Source organism: Actinosynnema sp. NPDC037264 (genome assembly GCF_055603705.1).
In genome coordinates this window covers 95,859-120,720 of the sequence record NZ_JBVJVK010000013.1, presented here as the reverse complement: position 1 = coordinate 120,720, position 24,862 = coordinate 95,859, and the positions used below count along the sequence as shown (strand labels likewise).

The following is a 24,862-nucleotide window of genomic DNA, read 5'->3' as shown; positions in this document are numbered from 1 at the left end:
GCTACGGTGGACGTGGTCCGCACGGGAGCCTGGAACACACCGGGCTGAGAGGGAGCGTGGTTCGCTCCGACCGTCGAACCTGATCCGGGTCATGCCGGCGCAGGGAGCGTGAGTGCCTTGGCAATGCGAGTGACCGTCCTCGGCGGTGGTGTCATCGGGCTGTCCACGGCCTGGTACGCCGCGCGCGCCGGTCACGCGGTGGAGGTCGTCGACCGCGGCTCGCCGCACGGCGGCTCGTGGGTCGCGGGCGGGATGCTGGCGCCGATCACCGAGGCGTGGCCCGGTGACGAGGACGTGCTCGCACTCGGCGTGGAGTCGTTGGCGCTGTGGCCGGAGTTCGCGCGCTCGCTCGGCGTCGAGCTGAGTCCCGCGGGGACGTTGGCGGTGGCGGTCGACCGGGCCGACGTCGAGGTGCTGGACCAGTTGTGCGCCTACCTGGGCCGGATGGGGCGGTCGGCGTCCCGGTTGACGGGTCGTGAGCTGCGCGCGGTGGAGCCCGGCCTCGGCTCGGTCCGAAGTGGACTGTCGGTGCCGGGTGACGTCGCCGTGGACAACCGGGCGCTGCTGCGCGCGTTGCGGGAGGCGTGCGCCGCCGGCGGTGTCGTGTTCGCGGCCGAGCCCGCCGCGGAGCCGGACGTGACGGTGATCGCGGCCGGCGCGTGGAGCCGCGACCTGCACCCCCTGCTGCGCGACGTGATCCGCCCGGTGAAGGGCGAGATCCTGCGGCTGTCGGCGCGACCCGGCGCGTTGCCGCCGCCCCGGCACACGATCCGCGCCCACGTCTCCGGCCGCCCCGTCTACCTGGTGCCGCGCGAGGGCGGGTTCGTGCTCGGCGCCACCCAGTACGAGGCCGGGTTCGACGGTGACGTGACCGTGGGGGGCGTGCGCGACCTGCTGCGCGACGCCGAGGTGGTGTGGCCGGGCATCGCCGAGTACGCGCTCACCGAGGTCGCCGCCGGGTTCCGCGCGGGCAGCCCCGACAACGCGCCGGTGGTCAAGTGGCTGGAGCCCGGCGTGCTGGCCGCCACCGGCCACCACCGCAACGGTCTGCTGCTCGCCCCCGTCACGGCGCGGCGGGTGCTCTCCCTGCTCCGCGAAGGAGGAAGCAGTCGGTGAAGGCGAAGGTCAACGGTCTGGAGCGGGAACTGGCCGACGGGTCGACCGTCGCCACCGTGCTGGCGCTGCTCGACGCCCCGCCCCGCGGTGTCGCGGTCGCGCTGGACGGCGAGGTCGTGCCGCGCGCGGCGTGGGGGACGACGGTGCTGTCCGACGGTTCCGCGGTCGAGGTGCTGACCGCCGTGCAGGGAGGGTGACGTGGACGACCCGTTGGTGATCGCCGGGCGCGAGTTCGGCTCGCGCCTGGTCATGGGCACCGGTGGCGCGGCGAACCTGGCGGTGCTGGAACGCGCGCTGGTGGCGTCCGGCACGGAGTTGACGACGGTCGCGATGCGGCGCCTGGACTCCTCCGGCGGCGGTGTGCTCGACCTGCTGACCAGGCTGGGCATCCCGGCGCTGCCGAACACGGCCGGCTGCCGCACCGCTGCGGAGGCCGTGCTGACGGCCCGGCTGGCGCGGGAGGCGTTGGGGACGGACTGGGTGAAGCTGGAGGTGGTCGCCGACGACCAGACCCTGCTGCCCGACCCGGTGGAGCTGCTCGACGCGGCCGAGAAGCTGGTCGACGACGGGTTCGTGGTGCTGCCCTACACGTCCGACGACCCGGTGCTGGCGCTGCGGCTGGAGCAGGTCGGCTGCGCCGCCGTCATGCCGCTGGGTTCGCCGATCGGGACCGGGCTCGGGATCCGCAACCCGCACAACATCGAGCTGATCGTGTCGCGCGCGTCCGTGCCGGTGATCCTCGACGCGGGGGTGGGCACGGCGTCGGACGCGGCGTTGGCGATGGAGCTGGGCTGTTCGGCCGTGCTGCTGGCGACCGCCGTGACCAGGGCGCAGGACCCCGAACGGATGGCGGCGGCGATGCGCGCGGGGGTGGAGGCCGGTCGGCTGGCGAAGCTGGCGGGGCGGATCCCGAAGCGGTTCTGGGCGCACGCGTCGAGTCCGGCAGTGGGGTGATTGCGGGGCACGGCATGATGGATGCTCCATCCTGTCCGTCTGCCCGAGGAGGAGTGCCGTGACGGCCGACCAGGTCGAGGACGCCACCGCCCGGCTGTACCTCGCGATCGGCAGGCTATCCCGGCTGCTGCGGCGCACCGGGTCGCCCGGGCTCGGGCCGGGCGCGGTGTCGGCGTTGGCCACGTTGGCGCGGTGCGGTCCCATGCGGTTGGGGGACCTGGCCGCGAAGGAGGGCGTCGCGCCGCCGACGTTGTCGCGGATCGTGGCGGCGCTGGTGGAGGCCCGGTACGTGCGGCGTGAGCCCGACCCGCAGGACGGGCGGGCGTGGCTGGCGACGCCGACGCCGGAGGGCGTGACGATGGTGTCGGGCGTGCGGTCGGCGCGGGTGCGGGAGTTGCAGCGGCGGATCGAGGAGCTGGCGCCGGAACACCGCGACGCCCTCGTCAACGCCCTGCCCGCGTTGGAGGAACTGGTGGGCGAGGTCGGCTGACCGGGGTTGTCCACAGCCGGCGCTCGCGGCCTCGGAATCGTCGTACCGGTGTGGCAGGGTAAAAGCAGGGGTCCCCTTGCCGGGGACGCCTGCGAAGCGTGGCTCCTGTCGGGGGTGCCTGCGAGGCGTTCCGTTGCCGGGATCCCGGCGAAGCGTTCCCCTGCCGGCGATGCCGGCGGTGCGTTCCCCTTGCGCAGTGCCGGCCAAGCGTCGGCTGGATGGGTCCGCGGCGGCACGTCGACCGGCGCGACCGCAAGCGCAGCCGCGTCGCCGCACCGGTGGTCACCCCTGCGCGGACCCCTCGGCTGGGGCGGCAGCCTGGTTCAGCTCCCCGGCGAACTCCGCCAACACCGCGGGCGACGCCAAGCGCACGAACGCCGAATCCGGACCGAACCAGTCCTCCCAGACCTGTCGCACCACCTCGGGCGTGATGGTGACGCCCCGATTGAGCAGCGCGGCGAACGCTCTGGCTTCCGGCTCGTACTCGTCCCGCGGCGCCTCGAAGGCGAGCAGTGATTCCGGATCCCACCTGCTCACGACGTCGAGAACGCGGGCACGCAGCAGCGCACGGGTTCGGGCAGCACGTGGCACCGCCCCAGTCTCGGGTTCGGAGGGCCGTCGAGCCAAGCGAATAGCCCGAGCCTGCGGACCTCGTCGGAACGTGCCCGAAACCGCACGCGCATCCAGGTCAAGCAAGCCGTTCCGCCTCGGCTTTCAACGCCCGGTTGAACGCGTCGAACTCGCCGGTCAGCAGGTCGACGCTCGACGCGTACACCGAAGCGGCGAGGGGGCCGGTCCACGTCTCGCGGTTCACCAGGCGCGTCACGCCCGGCGACTCCTCGGACAGCTCCCACCGGTGCCGGCCGAAGAACAGGTCCGGGTCGCCGCCCTCCGAGGCCAGCAGGTGAGGCGGCTCGACGGCGGTGATCCGGCCCTCGAACTCGCGTTGCGCGGGCGACCCCCAAGCGGCCCGGGTGCGCACCTCCGCGCCCGCCACCGCCGTGCCCGACACGTACTCGATCAGCTCGTTCCACTCCCGGTACCTCGGGAAATCGGTCAGCACCGCCCATACGCGGGTGATCGGCGCGGAGATGGTGACGGTCGTCCTCAGCTCATTTTCCTGCATGATCGTGCAGGATAATTGCCCGCACGGCCCGCCGTCACCCCCGATAAGCTCGCGGCCATCGCAGGAGTCAAGGGGCAGGTGCAGCAACGCGGCGTCGAACGGCGTCGCGCGCTGGTCGACGCCGCCATCGAGCTGTTCGGCCGGCAGGGCTACGCGGGCACGGGGGTCGCCGCCATCGCCGCCCGCGCCGGCGTCACGCCCTCCGCCGTCATCCACCACTTCGGGTCCAAGGAGAACCTGCTCAAGGCCGTCCTGGACGAGTTCGACGCCCGTGCCGCCGCCCGCGTCGCCGAGCACGCCGACCAAGGCGTCGAAGGACTCAAAGCCGCGCTGCTCTCCGACGCGGACTACACCGTGGAGCACAAGGGCCTGGCCACGCTGCACGCAGTCCTGCAGGCCGAGCACCTGGCCGCCGACAACGACGTCCGCACCCGCTTCCTGACCCGCAACCGCGCCCTGCGGCAGGCGTTCGCCCACCGCCTCGGCGCCGAGCGGGCGACCGAGCTGGTCGCGTTCCTCGAAGGCGCGCTCACCCTGTGGCTGCTGGATCCCGAGACGGTCGACCTGCGCGCGTTGTACGAGGGCTACCTGCGGCGACTGTGAGCAGCCACGCCACCAGCACCGCGAAGAACGCGCCCACGGTGTTGTTGATGAAGTCCTGCGCCTCGCACACCCCGATCGCGGTCAACGCCTGCACGAACTCCACCGCCCCGCTGAACGCCGCCGCCACGCCCAGCACCGCGAACGGCCGCCGCGTGGCGAGCGTGCCGAAGAACGCGAACGGCACGAGCATCAGCAGGTTCAGCCGCGCCAACGACCCCGCCATCGAGAACTCGTTCGCGACGCACATCCCGATCGGGTCGGTCGTGGCGACCGAGAACGACCCGCCCGGCCGCGCCAAGGTCACCGCCAGCGCCAACGCCATCCCGCACCCGGCCAGCACGGCGGGCAGCGCCGCCCACCCCCGCCGCCGCGCCACCACGAAGCCGACCGCGCCCAAGAACACCGATCCGGCGAACAACGCCGCCACCGCCTCGGGCTGGCTCAACACCAGCTCGGCCACGTAGGCGTCCTGAAGTGCGCTCATGCCATACAAGACGCCTGAGTTCCACAGCGGTGGCTTAGAACATCCTTAGAACCGGTACCGCAGCACCCGCCCCACGTCCCTGACCTTCGGCAACCGCGCCATGACCCACATCGGGACGCGCGCCGGCCACGGCTCGGCCGCGATCTGCGGCAGCTCCACTGACCGCACCGCGTCCACGCACCTCAACCCCTCGTGCCAGCCCTCGACGACGGTCGGGTCGTCCAACCCCCAGTGCAGCGTCGCACCCGCCCGCCGCACGGCCGGCACGAACCTCTGCAACCTGATCCCGAACGACCCGTACACGTCGAACAGCAGCTCACCCCGGCCGAACCGGCCCGTGACCCGCCGCACCAGGTCCCGCACCTCGTCCCCGGTCAGGTACATGGTCAGGCCCTCGAACACGGCGACCACGGGCCGGTCCGCGGGCACCCCGTCCCACCACCCGCCGTCCGTGACGGACGCGTGCACCAGCCGGTAGTCCCCGGCCGGCACGTCCAGCAGCCGTTCACGCAGCTCGGCGACCGCCGGGAAGTCCACGTCCACCCACCGCACGCCCGACCCGAACCCCACCCGCCGCGCCCGCGCGTCCAGCCCGCACGCCAGGTGCAGCACGGTCGCGGACGGGTGCCGGGCCAGGAAGTCGGCGGTCCAGTCGTCCAGCAGCTTCGCGCGCATCGCGACACCCGCCGCCGTCGACGCGGTGATGCCGGTCCGCGGGAAGTCGTACTCGATGCGCGACACGGCCTCGATCGCCGCCGTGTCACCGAGGATCGGGCGCTGCGCGCGGGCGTCGAGCGCCCGCGCGTACAGCGTCGCCAACATCGTCTCGGGGGCGCCGGTCAGGTCGACCTTCACCCCCTCGACGCTAGCCCTCCAACCGCCACAGCGGCGACACGGGACCGACCCCGCCACCCAACGGGTACGCGGCGGCCACCGAGCGGACGATGAAGTCCTTGCCGAACCGCACCGCCGTCGGCACGTCCGCACCCCGCGCGAGCTGCGACGCGATCGCCGACGCGAGCGTGTCGCCGCTGCCGTGCGTGTGCTTCACGTCGTAGCGCGGCCCGAGCAGCTCGACGAACTCCGCGCCGTCGTACAGCACGTCGAGGCACTCCGGGTCGTCCCACAGGTGCCCGCCCTTCACCAGCACCCACCGCGGGCCCATCGCGTGCAGCGCCTCGGCGGCCTTGCGCTGGTCGGCGCGGCTGCGCACGTCGACACCGGTGAGCAGCCGCACCTCGTCCAGGTTCGGCGTCACCAGCGTCGCCCTCGGGAACAGCAACGTCCGCAACGCGTCCAGCGCGTCGTCGGCCAGCAGCTGCTGCCCGTGCATCGACGCGGCCACCGGGTCGACCACGAACGGCCCGACGTCGACCCGGTCCACCGCCGCCGCGACCGCCTCGATGATCGCCGCCGACGCCAGCATCCCCGTCTTCGCCGCGTCCACCCCGATGTCCGAGGCCACCGCCTCGATCTGCGCGGCCACCACCTCCGGCGGCACCTCGGTGTACCCGGTGACGCCCAGCGAGTTCTGCACGGTCACCGCCGTGACCGCCGTCATCCCGTGCACACCGCACGCGAACAGCGTCCGCAGGTCGGCCTGCAGGCCCGCACCACCGCCGGAATCGGACCCGGCGATGGTGAGGACCCTCGGTGGCGTGGCGGCCATCAGCGCGTCCCGGCCGGGCTCACGCGTGCCCCCATCAGTCGACCACCGGCAGGTACACCTTGGCCCCGTGGTCGGTGAACTCGTGCGACTTCTCCGACATGCCCGCCTCGATCGCCTCCACAGTGGACAGACCGCGCTCCTCCGCGTACCGCCGCACGTCCTGGGTGATCTTCATCGAGCAGAACTTCGGCCCGCACATCGAGCAGAAGTGCGCCGTCTTCGCGGGCGCCGCGGGCAGCGTCTCGTCGTGGTAGGACCGCGCGGTGTCCGGGTCCAGCGACAGGTTGAACTGGTCCTCCCACCGGAACTCGAACCTCGCCTTCGACAGCGCGTCGTCCCAGTCCTGCACGCCGGGGTGCCCCTTGGCCAGGTCGGCGGAGTGCGCCGCGATCTTGTACGTGATCACGCCGGTCTTCACGTCGTCCCGGTTCGGCAGGCCGAGGTGCTCCTTCGGCGTGACGTAGCACAGCATCGCCGTGCCCAACCAGCCGATCTGCGCCGCCCCGATCGCCGAGGTGATGTGGTCGTACGCGGGCGCGATGTCCGTGGCCAGCGGCCCGAGGGTGTAGAACGGCGCCTCGCCGCACCACTCCTCCTCCAGCCGCACGTTCTCCGCGATCTTGTGCATCGGCACGTGACCCGGGCCCTCGATCATCACCTGCACGTCGTGCGACCGCGCGACGTGCGTCAACTCGCCCAACGTCCGCAACTCGGCGAACTGCGCCTCGTCGTTGGCGTCCGCGATCGAACCCGGCCGCAGGCCGTCACCCAGCGAGAACGTCACGTCGTACGTCCGCAGGATCTCGCACAGCTCCTCGAAGTGCGTGTAGAGGAAGCTCTCCTTGTGGTGCGCCAGGCACCACGCGGCCATGATCGACCCGCCGCGCGAGACGATGCCCGTGACCCGCTTCGCGGTCAGCGGCACGTACCGCAGCAGCACGCCCGCGTGCACCGTCATGTAGTCGACGCCCTGCTCGGCCTGCTCGATCACGGTGTCGCGGTAGACCTCCCACGACAGCTTCGCCGGATCGCCGTCCACCTTCTCCAACGCCTGGTAGATCGGCACCGTCCCGATCGGCACCGGCGAGTTCCGCATGATCCACTCGCGGGTCGCGTGGATCCGCTTGCCCGTGGACAGGTCCATGATCGTGTCGGCGCCCCACCGCGACGCCCACACCATCTTCTCCACCTCCTCCTCGATCGAGGAGGTCACGGCCGAGTTGCCGATGTTCGCGTTGACCTTCACCAGGAACTTCTTGCCGATGATCATCGGCTCGGCCTCGGGGTGGTTGCGGTTGAGCGGGATGACCGCCCGGCCGATCGCCACCTCGTCCCGGACGAACTCCGGGCTCATGCTCTCGCGCGCCGCCACGAACCGCATCTCCGGCGTGATGATCCCCGCCTTGGCGTACGCCAGCTGGGTCACCGCCCCGCCGACCGGCTCGCGCGCGGCGATCCAGTCCGCGCGCAGCTCGGGAAGTCCACTGTGGACGTCGATGGTCGCGTTGTCGTCGGTATACGGACCGGAAGTGTCGTACAGATCGACGTGATCGCCGTTGGTCAGCTCCACCCGGCGGAACGGGACCCGCACACCCTCGTCCACCTCGCGGTAGACCTTGTGCGAGCCCGAGATCGGCCCGGTGGTGACGCTCGGCTTGACCGAACGGTCGTCAAGTGCCGTCACGACATTCCTCCCTACGCCGGCATTACCCGGTCAGGTTCAGGCGGTCGGCGGCACCGGAGCCGTTGCGCTCCAGCCACCCTCTCAGCCCGCTGTGGCGCGAGCTCCCGCGTGTTTTGAGTTGTTGTGTGTCGAGCTGTCGGCCTGACCATAGCCACGGCCCGGTGCGGATGCCAAGGTGCGGATGCCAAGCGCCACCGTTTGCGCGTACCTTTCACCGCGTGGCTGATCACCAGCCGTTCCCGCCCGGCGCCCGGCGCGTGGCCCGCCCCGCCGCCGTCTCGCCGTGCCCGTCGTGCGGCGACCTCGCGGGCCGCGGCTACCCGGCGTGCCGGTTCTGCGCGGAGCTCGTCGACCAGTACTGGCTGCTGGACTGGCAGGAGCTGCTGGCCGCCGAGCAGCTCGCCGAAGGCGGCGCGGGCGAGCGCGAGCTGGCCGAGCTCGTGCTGGCCGACGAGGTGGGCAGGCACCCGTGGACGTGCACCGACTGGGCGATGACCCTGCTCACGTGCACCCAGTGCGGCGAGGAGCTGGCCACCGGGCCCGCCGACTGCGTCCGCTGCGCCATGGCCGACGGCCTGCGCTGGTCGTGGGACCACGCCGGGTACCCGCGGGCCATGGACGCGGGCGAGCACGCGTTGCGCGTGGCCAGGGCGACGTTGCGCGCACCGCACCGGGCCCGTGCGGCGACCGTGGGCGCGTGGCGGCTGCTGGTGCCGTTCCTGCTGGTGGGGGAGTTGCCGACGGTGGGGCAGGTGCGGCGGATCAGGGCCGCGGTGCTCGCCGGCGCGTACGCCGACCTGGCCGGCTGCACCACGCACGTCGAGCTGGCGTCGTACCCCGAACTGCCCTGGCGACGCCCCGAGCGCTCACCGCGCGTCGACCACCAGGCGAAGGCCCAGCGCGACCAGCACGCCACCGCAGACGCGGTCCAGGGCGCGCCGAACCCCGGCCCGGGCGAGCCGGCCGCGGACCCGGTCTAGGGCGCCGACCAGCACCAGGTACCAGGCGCCCGCGACCACGGCCACCGCACTCCGCCGGCCGCGGACCGAGTGCCGCAACACCAGCGCCGTGCCCGGCCCGGGCGACAACGCGATCAGGAAGGACGCCACCACCAACGCCGCCAACGAACTCCACATCGCCCCACCGTGACCTGCGGCAAACCCCTCTCCACCTCCTTCGCCCACGTCCGCCGGGTCACCCATCCGAGTGATCCTGAAAAAGGGCATGAACGAGAACGCCGTTATCGCCACCGTGAAACGTCGGTTGAACAACGAGGCCCGCAACCAACCCTCGCCCCACACCAGCCAGCCGCACCCCCCACCTGACCCACCACCCACCCCAACCCCACACCTGCCGCCCCGACCACCACCCCACACACCTGCCACCACCTGACCCACACCTCCGCCCGGCCCGCACCCTCCGTCTGCCCGCGTGCCCGGCCTGTCGCCTGGCCCACATCGCTGCACCCGCCGCGCTGCCGCGCATGCCTGCGCCGGTCACGTGTCGCCGCGCCGTCGTCTGCCCGGCCTGCCATGCGCCGCCGAACCTGCCGCGCGCCCCCCGCACTGCCGCCGCGCCTGCCGCGCATCGCCCGCACATGCCCCCGTCGGCTGCCCGTCAGCCACCAGCCCGGCCCACATCGACCGTCGCATCCCGCGCCCACCGCCCCGCGCGCCCCGATCAGTGGCCCGCGAATCGAGCGGTCGCTTGCCGGTCGCCTGGCCCTTGCCGCCGGATCCGGCCCGTCACCCCGATCCGGCCCGTCAGCCCGATCCGGCCCGCCCCGATCCGGCCCGACCACGCGCCCCCGGCCGCCCACCCCAACTACGCTCACCCCGTGATCACGCTGACCGCCCGCCTGTCCCCCTCGGCCCTGGACACCCGCCGCGGCGTGGTCCGCTTGCACCCGGAGGTGCTGGACGCGTTGGGCCTGCGCGCGTGGGACGCGGTGCGACTGACCGGTGCCCGGGTGAGCGCCGCCCTGGCCGCCGCGACCGCCGGCGACGGCCCGCCCGGCGTGGTGCTGGTGGACGACGTGACCCTGTCCAACCTCGGCGTGGTGGAGGGCTCGGAGGTCGTGGTGGCCCCGGTGGACGTCGCCGCCGCACGCTCCGTCACCGTGGCCGGATCGCGGTTGGCCAGCACCTCGCTCACCCCCGAAACGCTGCGCATGGCGCTGACCGGCAAGGTGCTGACCGTCGGCGACGCCGTCTCCCTCCTGCCGCAGGACCTGGCCCCACCACCCGGCTCGGACGTGAGCGCCACGCGCCGCAAGCTGTCCAACGCCATCGGCATGACGTGGACCAACGAACTGCTCACCATCACCTCCGCCGACCCGTCCGGGCCGGTCGCCGTGCAGCCGTCGACGGTGGTCGGCTGGCGTGACGGCGCACGCACGGGTGACGCGCCCGCGGTCGTGTCGGGAACCGGCGGCACGACGACCGTCAGCGTGACCGCGACGGCGACCACCGGCGTGAGCGCGGCGGAGGTCGAGGTCGTGACGCCCGCGGTGCCGGTGGCGGACCTGGTCGGGCAGCAGGAGGCCGCGAAGCGGTTGGCGGAGTGGTTCGACCTGACGTTCAGCCACCCGGAGTTGCTGGCCCGGCTCGGCGCCGCACCCCGGCTGGCGGCACTGGTCAGCGGACCCGAGGGCGTCGGCAAGGCGACGTTCGTGCGGGCCGTCGCGCAGGGCGCCGAAGCCACGGTGGTCGAGGTCGCCGCACCCAGCATCGCCGTGCTGGAGGCGAACGCGGCGGCGCAGCGGATCGCCGACGCGCTCGCCCGGGCCGGGTCGCGGTCGCCGTCCGTGCTCGTGCTGACCGACGTCGAGGCGTTGCTGCCCGCCACCTCGGCGCCGCCGGTCGCGACCGTCGTGCTGGACGCGTTGCGCGCACGGCCCGACGGCGTCGCGCTCGTGGTCACCAGCGCGCACCCGGAGGCGATCGACCCGCGGCTGCGGGTGCCCGAGCTGGTCGACCGGGAACTCGTGCTGCCGCTGCCCGACGGCAAGGTGCGGACCGAGCTGCTGCGGGTCCTGCTGCGCGACGTGCCCGTCGAGTCCGATGTGGACCTCGGCGTGATCGCGGACCGGACACCGGGCTTCGTCGCCGCGGACCTGGTGGCGATGCGCAGGGAGGCGGCGCTCCGGGCCGCGCTGCGGCAACGCGACGTGGACGAGCCGCGCGTCGCGCAGGCGGATCTGCTGGGAGCGCTGGAGATCGTCCGGCCGATCTCGATGTCCACTTCGGACACTTTGCGGACCGGCGGGCTGACGCTGGCCGACGTCGGCGACATGACCGAGGTCAAGCAGGCCCTCACCGAAGCCGCGCTGTGGCCGTTGCAGTACCCGGACTCCTTCGCCCGACTCGGCGTCGCGCCGCCGCGCGGCCTCCTGCTCTACGGGCCGCCGGGGTGCGGCAAGACGTTCCTGGTCCGCGCGTTGGCGGGCACCGGTCGGCTGAACGTGCTCTCGGTCAAGGGCGCGGAGCTGATGGACAAGTTCGTCGGCGAGTCCGAACGCGCGGTCCGCGAGCTGTTCCGGCGTGCGGCCGAGGCGGCGCCCGCGATGGTGTTCCTGGACGAGGTCGACGCGCTGGCGCCGAGGCGCGGCCAGTCGTCCGACTCCGGTGTGTCGGACCGGGTGGTCGCCGCGCTGCTCACCGAGCTGGACGGGGTCGAGCCGCTGCGCGACGTCATCGTGCTCGGCGCGACGAACCGGCCCGAGCTGGTCGACCCCGCGCTGCTGCGACCGGGCCGGTTGGAGCGCCTCGTGTACGTGCCGCCGCCGGACGCCGAGGCGCGGGCCGAGATCCTGCGGGCGTCGTCGCGGAACACGCCGTTGGGGTCGGACGTGGACTTGGACGCGTTGGCCGAGGAGTTGGACGGGTACTCGGCGGCGGACTGCGCGGCGTTGATCCGGGAGGCCGCGTTGACCGCGATGCGCGAGTCGTTGTCGGCGGCGGAGGTCACGGGCGCGCACCTGGCGTCGGCGCGCGAGGCGGTCCGGCCGTCGCTGGACCCGGCCCAGCTCGCGACCCTCGCCGCCTACGCCAAGTCGCGCGAGCGCTGAGGGCTGAGCGAGTGCTGGGCGCTCGTGCCACCTGGACGGCTGCGGAGCGGGCAGGTGAGGTGGACGACCTCCGTCGGCGTCGGCCTCCGCGCGAGTACCCACCACGACGGCCGCCTCGGGGGCGCCGCCCGGCCCGGCTCAGCCGTCGGCCGGGTCCAGTCGCACGCAGCAGCGGTCCGCCGAGGGCGCGAGGCGGGCGGTCAGGTCGGTCGCGGCGAGGCCGTCGAGCAGGCCGTCGAGCAGGCTGAGGTTCATGCCGCAGACGAGCTCGGTCTGCTGCCGGGCCAGGCTGTGGAATGGGCAGTTGCCGAGCAGGATCGAGGCGTCGGGCTCGTCGGCGCGCGGCTCGAAGCCGAAGCCCTCCAGCGCGCGCAGCACGCCGGCCCGGCCGTCCTGGTCGCCACGGGCGGCCTCGCCCAGGTCGCGGCCCACCGCGCGGGCACGGCGCCGCAGCACGACACGCGGCGGTTCGTCCGAGGTCTCCACCTCGGCGAGGGCGCCGGCCAACAGGAGGCCGGCCAGCTCGTAGCGCCGGTCGGGCAGCGACACGGCGATCTGCTCGGCGGACCGCCGGTACAGCTTCGATGGCCGCCCGGCGCCGGGACCGGTGCGCCCGGTGCGGCGTTCGTGGACGACCTCCAGCAGCCCTTCGGCGACCAGTCGGTCGAGGTGGAACGCGACCGTGGTGCGGGGCACGCCCACGGCTTCGGCGGCCTCGTCGCGGCTCACCGGCGCGGGTCGGCGCACCACGAAGTCGTACAGCCGGCGACGGGTCGGCTCGTCGAGCGCCGCGACGGCCGAGATGTGCCCCTCGGGCTGGCTGACATCGTCCATTTCTAAAACCCACTTTGGTTGACTAAATCTCGGGCCAGGCTCTAAGGTTAGCGAAAGTTGTCTATAGAAGGAGCGCGTCATGGCCACCGAGGTATCCGGCGCCCGGCCCGCCGGTCGTGCGTTGCCGTCCGACCCAGCCCACCAGGCGTTCCTGCTCCTGCGCGCCGCGTTCACGCTGGCACCGGTCCTGTTCGGGCTCGACAAGTTCGCCAACCTGCTCGTGGACTGGCCGCGGTACTTGGCCCCCTGGGTCGACGGGATTGTGCCGGGCACCGCGCAGCAGGCCATGTACGCGGTCGGCGTGGTGGAGGTCGTGGCGGGCGTCGTGGTCGCGGTCGCGCCGCGCTTCGGCGGCCTGCTGGTCGCAGCCTGGCTGGCCGGGATCATCGTGAACCTGCTGACCATCCCGGCGCACTACGACGTGGCGCTGCGCGACTTCGGCCTGTTCGTCGCCGCCCTCGCCCTGGCCCGGTTGGGTTCGCGGTACGCGCCGGCACGTCGTGGGCGGGCGGGGTGAGCGCCCCCGCCGCGGGCGCGCGCCGACGGCTCCACCCCGTCGGCGGGCGCGACGGCATCGACCTGGACGCGACGCGGCGGGCCGTGGCCGACCTGCTCGCCGCGCTGGGCAAGGACCCGGCGTCGGAGCACCTGGCCGACACGCCCAGGCGGGTCGCCGACGCCTACGCCGAGATGCTGACGCCACGTGACTTCGACCTGACCACGTTCCCCAACGAAGAGGGCTACGACGAACTGGTCCTCGCCCGCGGCATCCCGGTGCAGTCGTTGTGCGAGCACCACCTGCTGCCGTTCCAGGGCGTCGCCCACGTCGGCTATCTGCCCGGCGCGCGCATCCTCGGCCTGTCCAAGCTCGCCCGCGTGGTCGAGTTGTTCGCCCGCGACCTGCAGGTGCAGGAACGGCTGACCAAGCAGGTCGCGGACTGGCTGCAGGAGCACCTGGTACCCCGCGGCGTCGGCGTCGTGGTGGAGGCCGAGCACCTGTGCATGTCCCTGCGAGGTGTCCGCGCCACCGGCTCGCGCACGGTCACCTCCGCCATGCTGGGCGCGCTGCGCGACGACCCGCGCACCAGGCAGGAGTTCTTCGCCCTGACCGGCGTGCGGGGGTGAGATCCCACCTGAGCGGACCGTCCTCCACGCGAGGACGAGGCCGCCCGACCGCGCCGACTGCCCTGCGCGCCGCCGCCGCACTAGGAGACCTTCTTGGCCGGACCCTTGTAGTCGTTGGTGACGATCACGATGATGCCCGGCTGCGCGTTCTGGATGCCGTCGAACCGGGGCTCGACCCGGGCGTTGAGGAGCCGGGCCAGTTCGCGCGCCGAGGCTTCCTCGTCGGTGCCGGGGCGGAAGTAGACCGTGGTGGTCCAGATCGTGCCCTGGGAGTAGTTGCCCTTCTCGGCGACCTCCCAGCCGGCGCTCACGACGTCGTCCGACGCGCGGGCGGCCAGGCCCTGGGTGGTGCTGTTGTTGTAGATGCGCACCGGGACCTTGGGCGTCGTGGTCACGGGCGGCGGCGGGGTCTCCGTGGTCGTCGCGCCGGCGTTGGCGGACGTCGTGGGCGCGGTGGTGCCGGCCGGCGGCGACGTCTCCGACGACGGCGGGGTGGTCGGCTCGGTGGGCGCGGCCGAGGTCCCGGAGCCGTCCGACGTGCCCGAGGTCGCCGACGGCGGGGTCGACTGGGCCGCGGGCGGGGTGTCGTCCGGGTCGCCGGTGAACAGGCTGACGAGGCCGACCACCAGGGCGATCACGGCCACGCCGAGCAGCGCGTAGCCCGCGGCGCGTGCCGGGTGCGCGGGCCCGGTCGGCTGTTCCGGATTCGTCATCGGCGCTCGACGCCCAGCCGCTTCGCCGCGCGGGCGCGTTGCCTGCCGGAGCGGGACCTGCGCAGTCTCTTGATCAACATCGGATCGGCGGCCAACGCCTCTTCCTTCTCGATCAACGCGTTGAGCAGCTGGTAGTAGCGCGTCGCGGACATGTCGAACAGCTCCTTGACGGCCTGTTCCTTCGCACCCGCGTACTTCCACCACTGGCGTTCGAAGGCCAGGATCTCGCGCTCCCGGTCGTTCAAACCGTCGTCCGGCCCCTCCGCCGGCGCCAGTGCCTCTGCGGCGTCCATCTGGCTCCTCAGCCGTGTCCCGTGCGTGGGTGCCATTACATCACGTGATCTTCGCGGGGAGTGGCTCATCGGTCGGCGCGTCCGATCCGACGCGCCGTTAGGCTGCACGCCATGGCAGTTCACCCGATCCGGATCGCCGGAGATCCCGTGCTCCACAACCCGACCCGCCCGGTCGAGGTGTTCGACGAGTCGCTGCGCACGTTGATCGACGACATGTACGAGACGATGGCGGCGGCGCACGGTGTCGGTCTGGCGGCCAACCAGATCGGGGTCGACCTGCGGTTGTTCGTCTACGACTGCCCGGATGACGAGGGTGTGCGGCACCGGGGTGTGGTGGTGAACCCGACGTTGGTGACGTCGGACGTGCCGCTGGGGATGCCGGACCCGGACGACGATTTCGAGGGTTGCCTCTCGGCGCCGGGGGAGACGTACCCGACGGGGCGGGCGTCGTGGGCGAAGGTGACCGGGTTCGACGGTGACGGCAAGCCCGTCGAGGTCGAGGGCACCGGGTTCTTCGCGCGGTGCTTGCAGCACGAGACCGATCACCTGGACGGGGTCATCTACCTGGACCGGTTGGTGGGGCGGCACAAGCGCGCGGCGAAGAAGATGATCAAGGCGAATGGGTGGGGTGTGCCCGGGTTGTCGTGGGATCCGGCGACTTCGGAGGATCCGTTCGCGGACGACGAGGAGTAGCGCGGGGCTGGTTGGCGCGGGGGCTGGTTGGCGCGGGCGGGCGGAGCGCGGGGCGGAGCGCGCGCGGCGGTCGGCGCGTGCGAGGTCACGCTGGGCGGGTGGCGCGGGGTGGTCTCGTTCGGCTCGATTTGACATGGGGCCCTTACGGGCACCCCAGGCAGGCCAAAGCCGGGCAGGCCTGGCGGGAAAAGCGTCCGCCAGGCCTGCCCGGCTTCGACCAGCCTGTGGCACCCGAACCCATGTCAAATCGGGCCTAGGTGCGGATGTGCGGGTCCGTTGTGGGCGGGCTGGGTGTGGTGGACCCGGTGGGTGGTTGTGGGGGCGTGCGGCTGGTGGGTGCGGGGCGGGGGTTGGTTGCTGGCCTCGTTGTTCCAACCGACGTTTCAGGGTGTTGAAAACGGCGTTTTGGTTCACGGTCCGAGTGGAGATCACTCGATCGTGAACGCGGTGACGGGGTGAAACAGCAGGTCAGGGGTGGGGTGCCGGTTAAGGTCGATCATGTCGGCGCAAGCCGATCTGTCGCCAGCCCCGGCGTTTGCCCGGCCTCGCCTGGCCGTTCGCCTCCGCGGCCACGTGCGTCGGGTCGACCACCCGCCGTGGCCGCCGCACGGCGCGCATCGCCGCGCCCGCCACCCGGCCGCCCAACGGCTGCCGCAACCCCAACCGCCGCGCCGCCACGCCGTGAGCCCGCTTGATCGCCCGCCGATCCGCCGCGGGCACCGACCAGGCCTCCGGGTGCTTCGCCAACCACCGGTACCGCCGGACCGAGTACGGCAGGTGGGCGAGGTACACCAGCATCGCCGCGATCAGCGCCACCAACGGGAACGTGATCACCGCCGCCGCCAGCAGCCCGACCAGCACCAACAACGGCGCGACGAAGCGCGGCGGGACCTTGATGGTCTTCACCGACAGCGTCGGGATCCGGCTCACCAGCAGCAACGCGATTCCCACGGTCCACACCGCGACGACCGCGGGGCTCGACCACCAGCCGGAGCGGCCGAGCTGCTCGTCCAGGATCAACGGCAGCAGCAGCAACAGCCCGCCGGCCGGCGCGGGCACGCCGACGAAGAACTCCTTGGCGAACGGCGGCTGCTCGACCTCCAGCAGCGTGTTGAACCGCGCCAACCGCAGCACCATGCACACCGCGAAGATCAACGCGACGACCCAGCCCTCGCGACCGGGGTCGAACTTCCACACGTAGATCACCAGCGCGGGCGCGACGCCGAACGAGATCGCGTCCGCCAGCGAGTCGAGCTCGGCGCCCATCTTGCTGGTCGCGTCGAGCAACCGGGCGATCCGCCCGTCCAACCCGTCGAACACGGCCGCCGCCGCGATCGAGCCGATCGCCGCCCCGTAGAACCCGCCGATCGCGAAGTGCACGGCCGACAGCCCCGCGCACATCGCGAGGACCGTGATGGCGTTCGGCAGCAGCCTGATCCCCGGCCCGCTGGGAGCCATCCGCTCAGCCCTCCGCGGGTAGCTCGGCCAGCACGGTCTCGCCGCCGATCGTGCGCTGCCCGGCCTCCACCAGCACCCGGCTGCCCGTCGGCACGTACAGGTCGACCCGCGAGCCGAACCGGATCAGGCCGTAGGTCTGCCCGACCGCGACCTTGTCGCCCTCGACGACCTCGCACACGATCCGCCGCGCCACCAGGCCCGCGATCTGCACGACCACCACGTCGTGCCCGGACGGCGTGGTCAGCCACACCGTGTTGCGCTCGTTGTCCTCGCTGGCCTTGTCCAGGTCGGCGGACAGGAACTTCCCTGGCCGGTACGACACCTGCCGCACCAGACCGGGCACGGGCACGCGCTGCACGTGCACGTCGAACACCGACAGGAACACGCTGATCCGGGTCATCGGCGCGGAACCGAGCCCGAGCTCGGCGGGCGGCACGGCCTCGACCACGTGCGACACGGTGCCGTCGGCCGGTGCGACCGCGACGCCGGGACGGGTGGGCGTGGTCCGCTTGGGCTCGCGGAAGAACCACGCGACCCACGCGGTCAGCAGGCCGCCGACGACACCGGCGCGCCTGGAGTAGCGGCGCAGCAGCAGTGTCGCGACGGCAGCTCCCGCCACGAAGGGACGGCCCGCGGGGTGCATCGGGGGGACGATGCCCCGGGCGAGCTCGAGGAAGTGGGAGACGGCACCACTGTGCTTGTCGCGATCGACGGTCATGGCTCTTCCGTGTCAGGGCGGTGCTTCCGGCCCGCCACACGCTACGCGGCTCCGCCGGCCCGCGTCCGGCCCGCCCGTGCGTCCCCCGACGAACGCACGGACCGGCCGGAACCGCGATCACTCCCAGTGTAAGCCGCGTCACAGCGGCGATCAATGGCTCAGCGTCAGATCGATGTCACTCTCCGTGTAGGAGGCGCACCGCCACCTCGGCTCCCGCCGCGAGCTCCGTGACGTCCTCCGGCACCTCGATCAGGCAATCGCTGACCGCCAACGCCGACAGCAGGTGCGAACCCGGCCCGCCGACCGGCGTCACCACGCGCCCCGACTCCGGGTCGTACGCGCCCCGCCGGAACTGCGTGCGTCCCGCCGGCGACGTGAGCGCCGCGCTCAACCGGGCCACCGCCATCGGCCGCTCCACCCGCGAGAACCCCATCGCGGCACGCAGCGCCGGCCGGATGAACACCTCGAACGACACCTGCGCGCTCACCGGGTTCCCGGGCAGCGTCGCCACCGCCACCCCCTGGTAGCGCCCCGCCCCCTGCGGCCCGCCCGGCTGCATCGCGACCTTCGTGAACTCCACCCCGCGCCCGGTGAACGCGTCCTTCACCACCTCGTACGCCCCCGCGCTCACGCCACCGGACGTGAGCAGCAGGTCCACCGACGCCAACCGGGGCGCGATCGCCGCGTGGAACTGCTCGACGTCGTCCGGCACGAACCGCAGCAGCTCCGCCTCGCCGCCCGCCTCGCGCACCGCCGCGGCCAGCATCACGCCGTTCGACTCGTAGATCTGCCCCGGCTCCAACGCCGCACCGGGCCCCACCAGCTCCGACCCGGTCGACAGCACCAGCACCCGCGGCCTGCGCCGCACCGGCAGCGAACCGAAGCCCAGCGCCGCCGCCAACCCCAGCTGCGCCGGCCCGAGCACCACGCCCGCGCGCAGCGCCGTCGTGCCCACGGCCACGTCGTCCGCCATCCGCCGCACGTTCTGGCCCACCGCCACCGGCCGGTCGACCCGCACCACCGACGTGCCGCCGTCGGTCCACTCCACCTGCACGACGGCGTCCGCGCCCGCCGGCACCGGCGCGCCCGTCATGATCCGGTGCGCCGTGCCCGCCGCCAGCGGCGCCGACGCCGGCCGCCCCGCCGGGATGTCCTCCACCACCGGCAACTCCACCGGGACCGACGCCACGTCCGCCGCGCGCACCGCGTAACCGTCCATCGCCGAGTTGTCGAACGGCGGCAACGGCACCGTCGCGACCAGGTCCTCCGCGAGCACCAGGCCCAGGCAGTCGGCCACGGGCGAGGTCACCACCGGCATCGCCCCGACCAGCCCGGCGACGCGGGCCTTGTGATCAGCGACTCGGGTCAGCGTGTTCGACACGCGCCCCATCCTGCCGCGCCCGTGGCAGACTGCTCCAACCGGCTGATCACGACAGGGGGAAAGTTGCAGGTCCGGACCCGCCACACCCCCACGTTCGGGGTGGCCCGACTCGTCCTGGCACCCGGTGAACCGGTGGTGGTCGAGCGCTCCTCGGTGCTCGCGACCAGCTACGGCATCACCGTCGACGGCCGCACCAAGTCGCCCGGCGTCAGCGCCGCGCTGTGCACCGCCGGCCCCGAAGGCGGCTGGGTGGACGTCGCGCCGCCCCTGCCCGGCGACCTGCACGTGCTCGAACTCGACGCCACGACCGGCTGGTGCGTCTCCCGCGACAGCTGGCTCGCCTGCGCCGCCACCGCCCGCCTCGACCCGTCCGCGCCGCCCGTGCGCGCGCTGCACGGCGGCGACCACGGCTTCCTCACCTACGCGTTCGGCACCGGGCCCGTCGTGCTCAGCTGCTACGGCACGCTCGACGTGGTCACCCTCGAACCGGGCGAACTGGTCACCCTCGCCGGCGGCCACGTGGTCGCGTTCGCCGACACCGTGCAGTGCCGGCTGCGCGCCGTTTCCCCCGACGCGCCCCAATCCGTGCGGAATGGCGAAGGACTCGTCCTCGACTTCGCCGGACCCGGTCTGGTGCTCACCCGGACCCGCAGCCCGCGCGGACTCGTCAGTTGGTTGCGCGACAACGGATTCAGCGCACGCTCATGACTCCATAAGGAGGTATCGGCGAACCCCCTCGTGCCTCTAGCGTGGCGGTTTGCTCAAGGTATTTCTCGAAGGAGGACGTCTTGGCTGTCGGCACGGTCAAGTGGTTCAACTCGGAGAAGGGGTACGGATTCATCGCCGCCGACGGCGGGCCCGATGTGTTCGTGCACTACTCGGCGATCCAGATGGAAGGCTTCCGGACGCTGGCCGAGGGCGACCGCGTGGAGTTCGAGATCCAGGCAGGGCGCGACGGCCGCAGCCAGGCATCGGACGTGCGGAAGGCATCGTGACCTCCGCCCGACCCGTCACCCGGCGGGTCGGGCGTCCTTCCCCCGGCGCCCCGCGCGGTCCGTTTGCTCCGTTTGCCGGGAACCCCGTGTGAGCCCCTGTACGCGGGCGTTAGGCTCCGTCGCGTGTCGGAGGACCTGAGCGGGCGACGGCTGGGCCATTACCGGATCGACGGGGTGCTCGGCCGCGGTGGCATGAGCGTGACCTACAAGGCCACGGACGTCAGGCTCGGTCGCAAGGTCGCCCTGAAGGTCATCGGCGAGCACCTCACCGCGGACGCCGAGTTCCGGGAGCGGTTCGTCGACGAGGCGCGCAACACCTCGGCGATCGACCACGCCAACATCGTGCCGCTCTACGACTTCGACGAGGTCGACGGGCTGCTCTACATCGCCATGCGGCTGGTCGACGGGCAGGACCTCGCCAGCCACATCAAGGACGGCCCGCTCTCGCCCGCGCGCACCCTGACGCTGCTCGGCCAGGTCGCCGAAGCGCTCGACATGCTGCACGGCAAGGGCCTGGTCCACCTCGACGTGAAACCGGCCAACGTGCTGGTCACGACCAAGGAAGCCGCGGGCGAGCACGTCTACCTCGCCGACTTCGGCCTCACCCGGCGCGGCGCCACCGGGCACCGCACCCGCACCGGCGACTTCCTCGGCTCACCCACCTACGCCGCGCCCGAGCACCTGCGCGGCGAACCGCTCGACGGCCGCACCGACCAGTACGCGCTCGCGTGCATGGTGTTCGCGTGCCTGTCCGGGCGGCCGCCGTTCCAGGGCGGCGTGCAGGACGTCATCCAGGGGCACCTCGGCGCGGAGATCCCGCCGTTGACCTCGATGGTGTCGCTGCCGCCCGCCATCGACGACGTGCTGCGCAAGGGCACCTCCAAGGACCCGAACCAGCGCTACGGCTCGTGCGTGGAGCTGATCGCCGCGGCGCGCGTCGCGCTGCAGGGCGCGCCCCAGGGCGCCCCGCCGCCCCGTCGCACGGACTCCGGCGCGGTGCCCATGGGGCCGCAGACCGGCGGCGTGCCCGTGGCCCAGCAGCCCGGCGGTCCGTACCGGCAGCAGCCCTACCAGCAGCAACAGCCGCCCGGGTTCCTGCACGAGCCCGTGCGGCTGCGCCCGCCCGCGCAGGTCGGCGCGAGCGCGTTCACCACGTCCGCCAAGTCGCGGCCCGCGTGGTTCGCGCCCGTGATCGCCGGGGCGGTCGCGATCGTGCTCATCGTCATCCTCGTGGTGATCCTCACGCCGAAGGATGAACCTCCGCGACCCAGCGGCAACGGCGGCGACAGCGGCACCAGCCGATCCATCGAGGTCGGGGGCACGACGAGCAAGAGGGCGCTGCCCACGAGCGTGCCCGTCCGCACGTCACGCTGACCAGCTCTTCTTGCACTCTCCTCCGTCGAGTGCTAAACACGGTGTTGGCACTCGGAACACCCGAGTGCCAACACGCAGGCTGGGACGGTGAGGCCCGTCCCCTGTTGGGGGCTGGTCGTCCGTCGCGGGCACCGAGCCTGGCCGAAGCACCGTGTTCCGCTGCGGGCGCGCGTCCGCAGTGGCCCCATTCGTAATCAGGCGGAGGAACACACCGCAATGGCCAAGATGATCGCGTTCGACGAGGATGCCCGCCGCGGTCTCGAGCGTGGCATGAACATTCTCGCCGACGCCGTCAAGGTGACGCTCGGCCCCAAGGGCCGCAACGTCGTGCTCGAGAAGAAGTGGGGCGCGCCGACCATCACCAACGACGGCGTCTCCATCGCCAAGGAGATCGAGCTCGAGGACCCGTGGGAGAAGATCGGGGCCGAGCTCGTCAAGGAAGTGGCGAAGAAGACCGACGACGTCGCGGGTGACGGCACCACGACCGCCACCGTGCTCGCCCAGGCTCTGGTCCGCGAGGGCTTGCGCAACGTGGCCGCGGGCGCCAACCCGCTCGGCCTCAAGCGCGGCATCGAGAAGGCCGTCGAGGCCGTGACCGAGCAGCTGCTGAAGACCGCCAAGGAGGTCGAGACCAAGGAGCAGATCGCCGCCACGGCGTCCATCTCCGCGGGCGACTCGACCATCGGCGAGCTCATCGCCGAGGCGATGGACAAGGTCGGCAAGGAAGGTGTCATCACCGTCGAGGAGAGCAACGCTCTCGGGCTCGAGCTCGAGCTCACCGAGGGCATGCGCTTCGACAAGGGTTACATCTCCGGTTACTTCGTGACCGACCCCGAGCGCCAGGAAGCGGTCCTCGAGGACCCGTACATCCTGCTCTACGGCTCGAAGATCTCGTCGGTGAAGGACCTGCTCCCGCTGCTGGAGAAGGTCATGCAGGGCGGCAAGCCGCTGCTGATCATCTCCGAGGACGTCGAGGGCGAGGCCCTGGCCACGCTGGTCGTCAACAAGATCCGCGGCACGTTCAAGTCCGTCGCCGTCAAGGCGCCCGGCTTCGGCGACCGCCGCAAGGCGATCCTGCAGGACATCGCGATCCTCACCGGTGGCCAGGTCATCACCGAGGACGTCGGCCTCAAGCTGGAGAACGCCGACCTGTCGCTGCTGGGCAAGGCGCGCAAGGTCGTCGTGACCAAGGACGAGACCACGGTCGTCGAGGGCGCCGGTGACCCGGAGCAGATCCAGGGCCGCGTCAACCAGATCCGCGCGGAGATCGAGAAGTCGGACTCCGACTACGACCGCGAGAAGCTGCAGGAGCGCCTGGCGAAGCTCGCCGGCGGTGTCGCGGTGATCAAGGCCGGCGCCGCCACCGAGGTGGAGCTCAAGGAGCGCAAGCACCGCATCGAGGACGCCGTCCGCAACGCGAAGGCCGCCGTCGAGGAGGGCATCGTCGCCGGTGGTGGCGTCGCGCTGCTGCAGGCCGCCGAGATCGCGTTCGCGGGCCTGAACCTCGAGGGTGACGAGGCGACCGGCGCGAACATCGTCAAGGTCGCCGTCGAGGCGCCGTTGAAGCAGATCGCCGTGAACGCCGGCCTCGAGGGCGGTGTCGTCGTGGAGAAGGTCAAGGGCCTGCCCGTCGGCCACGGCCTCAACGCCGCGACCGGTGTGTACGAGGACCTGCTGGCGGCCGGCGTGCCGGACCCGACGAAGGTCACGCGCTCGGCGCTGCAGAACGCCGCGTCGATCGCCGCGCTGTTCCTCACCACGGAGGCCGTGGTGGCGGACAAGCCGGAGAAGGCCGGCGCCGCGCCCGCCATGCCCGAGGGCGGCGGCATGGACTTCTGATCGACCAGGTCACCTGACCGAGGTTCGATCGGCTGAAGTTCACGAAGGGCCCGGTTCGCCTCTGGCGAACCGGGCCCTTCGCCGTGCCGGGTGAGGTGGGATGGAGGCGTGGGGCAGGACGGCGGCGTACACGATCGGGTGAGATCAACCAAAAAGTGTACGGAAACACCGTTACCGCCCCTCGGTTAGAACGAGACGGAACCCCGAACCACCCACCCGCCTACCCACCGCCTGACCCTCGACCCCGCCAGTCCACCCTCGACCCCGTCAGTCCACCCTCGACCCCGTCAGTCCACCCCCGACGCCGCTATCCGCCCCGACGCCGCTATCCGCCCCGACGCCGCTATCCGCCCCGACGCCGCCAGTCGCCCCGACGCCCGCCGACCGTTGCCCGACATCACCTGCCCGGCATCACCTGCGCGACACCCTTGCCGGAACTCAAGGACTGGAGTTGACCACGTGCTCATCGCGCACCTGAGCGATCCGCACCTGCGGACGGATGCGTTGGCCGCCGAGCCGGCCGCGTCGTTGCACCGCGCGTTGGGAACGGTGCTCGCGTTGGATCCCCGGCCCGACTGCGTGGTGATCACCGGTGACCTCGCCGAGCACGGGCGGGTCGAGGAGTACTTGCGGTTGCGGGAGGTGATCGGGGCGTTTCCGTTGCCGCTGCACCTGGTCACCGGCAATCACGACAATCCGGCGGCGCTGCTGGAGGTGTTCGGGGGATCGTCGTTCCTCGGCGGCGGGTCGTCGGCGCACTACGCGGTCGCGCATGCGGAGGTCACGGTGGTCGCGCTCGACTCCTGGGTGGAGGGCAGTCCGGCCGGGCGGGTCGGTGACGAGCAGTTGTCGTGGCTGGACGACGTGCTCGCCCAGCGGCCGGATGTGCCCGCGTTCGTCTGCCTGCACCACCCGCCGGTGGCGGTCGGCATCCCGTTCCTCGACGGCATGCGGCTGCACGACGGGCCGGCGCTGGGTGAGGTGCTCGCCCGGCACGGCAACGTCGCCCGCGTCCTGGCCGGGCACGTGCACCGGGCGATCAGCGTGCCGTTCGCGGGCACGGTGGTGACGGTCGCGCCCAGCACCTACCGCCAGACGTCGCTGACCCTCCGCGCGGACCGGCAGATCGGGTACCTCGCGGAGCCCACCGGGTTCCTGTTGCACGTGGCGACCGAGTCCGGGTTCGCCACGCACACGGTTGCGGTCAGTGATGCGGGAGCGGTGATCGGGGCGTTCTGACGTGG

27 protein-coding genes and 1 riboswitch are annotated in these 24,862 nt (G+C 72.4%); of the genes, 15 read left to right on the top strand and 12 right to left on the bottom strand.

Annotated features, from left to right (window positions below):
* Positions 1-11: 11 nt before the first annotated feature.
* Positions 12-123: riboswitch (TPP riboswitch) on the top strand.
* The 4 genes from thiO to ACZ7GX_RS17430 are packed head-to-tail and all read left to right on the top strand — an operon-like array spanning position 124 to position 2,560.
* Positions 124-1,116, top strand: coding sequence for a glycine oxidase ThiO (gene thiO, locus ACZ7GX_RS17445; protein ID WP_498777886.1), 993 nt, complete (start codon positions 124-126; stop codon positions 1,114-1,116).
* A complete protein-coding gene (gene thiS / locus ACZ7GX_RS17440) occupies positions 1,113-1,313 on the top strand; it encodes a sulfur carrier protein ThiS (RefSeq protein ID WP_498777754.1) in 201 nt (66 codons plus the stop codon). Before thiO ends, thiS begins: the two co-directional genes overlap by 4 nt.
* A 1-nt stretch (position 1,314) precedes the next feature.
* Positions 1,315-2,070: a thiazole synthase gene (locus ACZ7GX_RS17435; RefSeq protein ID WP_498777752.1), complete on the top strand. Its 756-nt coding sequence runs from the start codon at positions 1,315-1,317 to the stop codon at positions 2,068-2,070.
* A 58-nt stretch (positions 2,071-2,128) separates the two neighbouring features.
* On the top strand, positions 2,129-2,560 hold the full coding sequence (locus ACZ7GX_RS17430; protein ID WP_230569728.1) for a MarR family winged helix-turn-helix transcriptional regulator: 432 nt from the start codon (positions 2,129-2,131) through the stop codon (positions 2,558-2,560).
* 282 nt (positions 2,561-2,842) lie between these two features.
* Here the strand turns inward: ACZ7GX_RS17430 and ACZ7GX_RS17425 are convergent, their stop codons facing one another.
* Together ACZ7GX_RS17425 and ACZ7GX_RS17420 are read right to left on the bottom strand one after the other, a co-directional pair.
* Positions 2,843-3,097, bottom strand: a complete 255-nt coding sequence (locus ACZ7GX_RS17425) for a hypothetical protein (protein WP_498777750.1) — start codon at positions 3,095-3,097, stop codon at positions 2,843-2,845.
* 151 nt (positions 3,098-3,248) lie between these two features.
* Positions 3,249-3,686 carry an SRPBCC family protein gene (locus ACZ7GX_RS17420; RefSeq protein ID WP_498777748.1) on the bottom strand — a complete coding sequence of 146 codons (438 nt, stop codon included), beginning with the start codon at positions 3,684-3,686 and terminating at the stop codon, positions 3,249-3,251.
* 78 nt (positions 3,687-3,764) lie between these two features.
* On the opposite strand from ACZ7GX_RS17420, the gene ACZ7GX_RS17415 reads away from it, so the two are divergent.
* Positions 3,765-4,289 carry a TetR/AcrR family transcriptional regulator gene (locus tag ACZ7GX_RS17415; protein ID WP_498777746.1) on the top strand — a complete coding sequence of 175 codons (525 nt, stop codon included), beginning with the start codon at positions 3,765-3,767 and terminating at the stop codon, positions 4,287-4,289.
* Here the strand turns inward: ACZ7GX_RS17415 and ACZ7GX_RS17410 are convergent.
* The 4 genes from ACZ7GX_RS17410 to thiC are packed head-to-tail and all read right to left on the bottom strand — an operon-like array spanning position 4,216 to position 8,126.
* Entirely contained in the window at positions 4,216-4,773 is a 558-nt protein-coding gene (locus tag ACZ7GX_RS17410; RefSeq protein ID WP_498777744.1) for a VanZ family protein, read from the bottom strand. The genes ACZ7GX_RS17415 and ACZ7GX_RS17410 overlap by 74 nt on opposite strands.
* Positions 4,774-4,818: 45 nt before the next feature.
* Complete coding sequence (locus tag ACZ7GX_RS17405; protein WP_498777742.1) at positions 4,819-5,628, bottom strand: class I SAM-dependent methyltransferase; 810 nt, start codon at positions 5,626-5,628, stop codon at positions 4,819-4,821.
* A gap of 10 nt (positions 5,629-5,638) precedes the next feature.
* Positions 5,639-6,442 (bottom strand): bifunctional hydroxymethylpyrimidine kinase/phosphomethylpyrimidine kinase, encoded by an 804-nt coding sequence (gene thiD / locus ACZ7GX_RS17400; RefSeq protein ID WP_498777740.1) that lies wholly within the window; start codon positions 6,440-6,442, stop codon positions 5,639-5,641.
* A 34-nt stretch (positions 6,443-6,476) separates the two neighbouring features.
* Positions 6,477-8,126: a phosphomethylpyrimidine synthase ThiC gene (gene thiC / locus ACZ7GX_RS17395; RefSeq protein ID WP_498777737.1), complete on the bottom strand. Its 1,650-nt coding sequence runs from the start codon at positions 8,124-8,126 to the stop codon at positions 6,477-6,479.
* A 218-nt stretch (positions 8,127-8,344) separates the two neighbouring features.
* Between thiC and ACZ7GX_RS17390 the strand changes: the two genes are divergently transcribed.
* Together ACZ7GX_RS17390 and ACZ7GX_RS17385 are read left to right on the top strand one after the other, a co-directional pair.
* On the top strand, positions 8,345-9,106 hold the full coding sequence (locus tag ACZ7GX_RS17390; protein WP_498777735.1) for a hypothetical protein: 762 nt from the start codon (positions 8,345-8,347) through the stop codon (positions 9,104-9,106).
* An 857-nt stretch (positions 9,107-9,963) separates the two neighbouring features.
* The gene (locus ACZ7GX_RS17385) at positions 9,964-12,195 is read left to right on the top strand and encodes an AAA family ATPase (protein WP_498777733.1); all 2,232 of its coding nucleotides are present in this window, start codon (positions 9,964-9,966) and stop codon (positions 12,193-12,195) included.
* Positions 12,196-12,333: 138 nt separating this feature from the next.
* Here ACZ7GX_RS17385 and ACZ7GX_RS17380 read toward each other — a convergent pair whose 3' ends face one another.
* Positions 12,334-13,029 carry a helix-turn-helix transcriptional regulator gene (locus tag ACZ7GX_RS17380; RefSeq protein ID WP_498777731.1) on the bottom strand — a complete coding sequence of 232 codons (696 nt, stop codon included), beginning with the start codon at positions 13,027-13,029 and terminating at the stop codon, positions 12,334-12,336.
* Positions 13,030-13,108: 79 nt separating this feature from the next.
* On the opposite strand from ACZ7GX_RS17380, the gene ACZ7GX_RS17375 reads away from it, so the two are divergent.
* Both ACZ7GX_RS17375 and folE read left to right on the top strand, forming a co-directional pair.
* Positions 13,109-13,546 carry a hypothetical protein gene (locus tag ACZ7GX_RS17375; RefSeq protein WP_498777729.1) on the top strand — a complete coding sequence of 146 codons (438 nt, stop codon included), beginning with the start codon at positions 13,109-13,111 and terminating at the stop codon, positions 13,544-13,546.
* Positions 13,543-14,154: a GTP cyclohydrolase I FolE gene (folE, locus tag ACZ7GX_RS17370; RefSeq protein ID WP_498777727.1), complete on the top strand. Its 612-nt coding sequence runs from the start codon at positions 13,543-13,545 to the stop codon at positions 14,152-14,154. Before ACZ7GX_RS17375 ends, folE begins: the two co-directional genes overlap by 4 nt.
* Before the next feature lie 80 nt (positions 14,155-14,234).
* Here folE and ACZ7GX_RS17365 read toward each other — a convergent pair whose 3' ends face one another.
* Together ACZ7GX_RS17365 and ACZ7GX_RS17360 are read right to left on the bottom strand one after the other, a co-directional pair.
* Positions 14,235-14,867 (bottom strand): LytR C-terminal domain-containing protein, encoded by a 633-nt coding sequence (locus ACZ7GX_RS17365; RefSeq protein ID WP_498777725.1) that lies wholly within the window; start codon positions 14,865-14,867, stop codon positions 14,235-14,237.
* Positions 14,864-15,160, bottom strand: coding sequence for a DUF3263 domain-containing protein (locus ACZ7GX_RS17360; RefSeq protein WP_053715184.1), 297 nt, complete (start codon positions 15,158-15,160; stop codon positions 14,864-14,866). Before ACZ7GX_RS17360 ends, ACZ7GX_RS17365 begins: the two co-directional genes overlap by 4 nt.
* A 111-nt stretch (positions 15,161-15,271) precedes the next feature.
* Here ACZ7GX_RS17360 and ACZ7GX_RS17355 point away from each other — a divergent pair, with 111 nt between their 5' ends.
* The gene (locus tag ACZ7GX_RS17355; protein WP_498777723.1) at positions 15,272-15,853 is read left to right on the top strand and encodes a peptide deformylase; all 582 of its coding nucleotides are present in this window, start codon (positions 15,272-15,274) and stop codon (positions 15,851-15,853) included.
* Between the two features lie 486 nt (positions 15,854-16,339).
* On the opposite strand, the gene pssA is transcribed toward ACZ7GX_RS17355, so the two are convergent.
* From pssA to moeA, 3 genes are all read right to left on the bottom strand, one after another.
* Positions 16,340-17,311, bottom strand: coding sequence for a CDP-diacylglycerol--serine O-phosphatidyltransferase (gene pssA / locus ACZ7GX_RS17350; RefSeq protein ID WP_498777721.1), 972 nt, complete (start codon positions 17,309-17,311; stop codon positions 16,340-16,342).
* A gap of 4 nt (positions 17,312-17,315) precedes the next feature.
* On the bottom strand, positions 17,316-18,029 hold the full coding sequence (locus ACZ7GX_RS17345; RefSeq protein WP_498777719.1) for a phosphatidylserine decarboxylase: 714 nt from the start codon (positions 18,027-18,029) through the stop codon (positions 17,316-17,318).
* 175 nt (positions 18,030-18,204) lie between these two features.
* A complete protein-coding gene (gene moeA, locus ACZ7GX_RS17340; RefSeq protein ID WP_498777717.1) occupies positions 18,205-19,419 on the bottom strand; it encodes a molybdopterin molybdotransferase MoeA in 1,215 nt (404 codons plus the stop codon).
* Positions 19,420-19,473: 54 nt separating this feature from the next.
* On the opposite strand from moeA, the gene ACZ7GX_RS17335 reads away from it, so the two are divergent.
* From ACZ7GX_RS17335 to ACZ7GX_RS17315, 5 genes are all read left to right on the top strand, one after another.
* The gene (locus tag ACZ7GX_RS17335; protein WP_230569741.1) at positions 19,474-20,118 is read left to right on the top strand and encodes an AIM24 family protein; all 645 of its coding nucleotides are present in this window, start codon (positions 19,474-19,476) and stop codon (positions 20,116-20,118) included.
* Between the two features lie 80 nt (positions 20,119-20,198).
* Positions 20,199-20,405, top strand: a complete 207-nt coding sequence (locus tag ACZ7GX_RS17330) for a cold-shock protein (protein ID WP_033432301.1) — start codon at positions 20,199-20,201, stop codon at positions 20,403-20,405.
* A 123-nt stretch (positions 20,406-20,528) separates the two neighbouring features.
* A complete protein-coding gene (locus ACZ7GX_RS17325; RefSeq protein ID WP_498777714.1) occupies positions 20,529-21,779 on the top strand; it encodes a serine/threonine protein kinase in 1,251 nt (416 codons plus the stop codon).
* Between the two features lie 216 nt (positions 21,780-21,995).
* Entirely contained in the window at positions 21,996-23,618 is a 1,623-nt protein-coding gene (gene groL, locus ACZ7GX_RS17320) for a chaperonin GroEL (protein ID WP_498777712.1), read from the top strand.
* Positions 23,619-24,077: 459 nt separating this feature from the next.
* Positions 24,078-24,857 (top strand): phosphodiesterase, encoded by a 780-nt coding sequence (locus tag ACZ7GX_RS17315; RefSeq protein WP_498777710.1) that lies wholly within the window; start codon positions 24,078-24,080, stop codon positions 24,855-24,857.
* Positions 24,858-24,862: the final 5 nt, after the last annotated feature.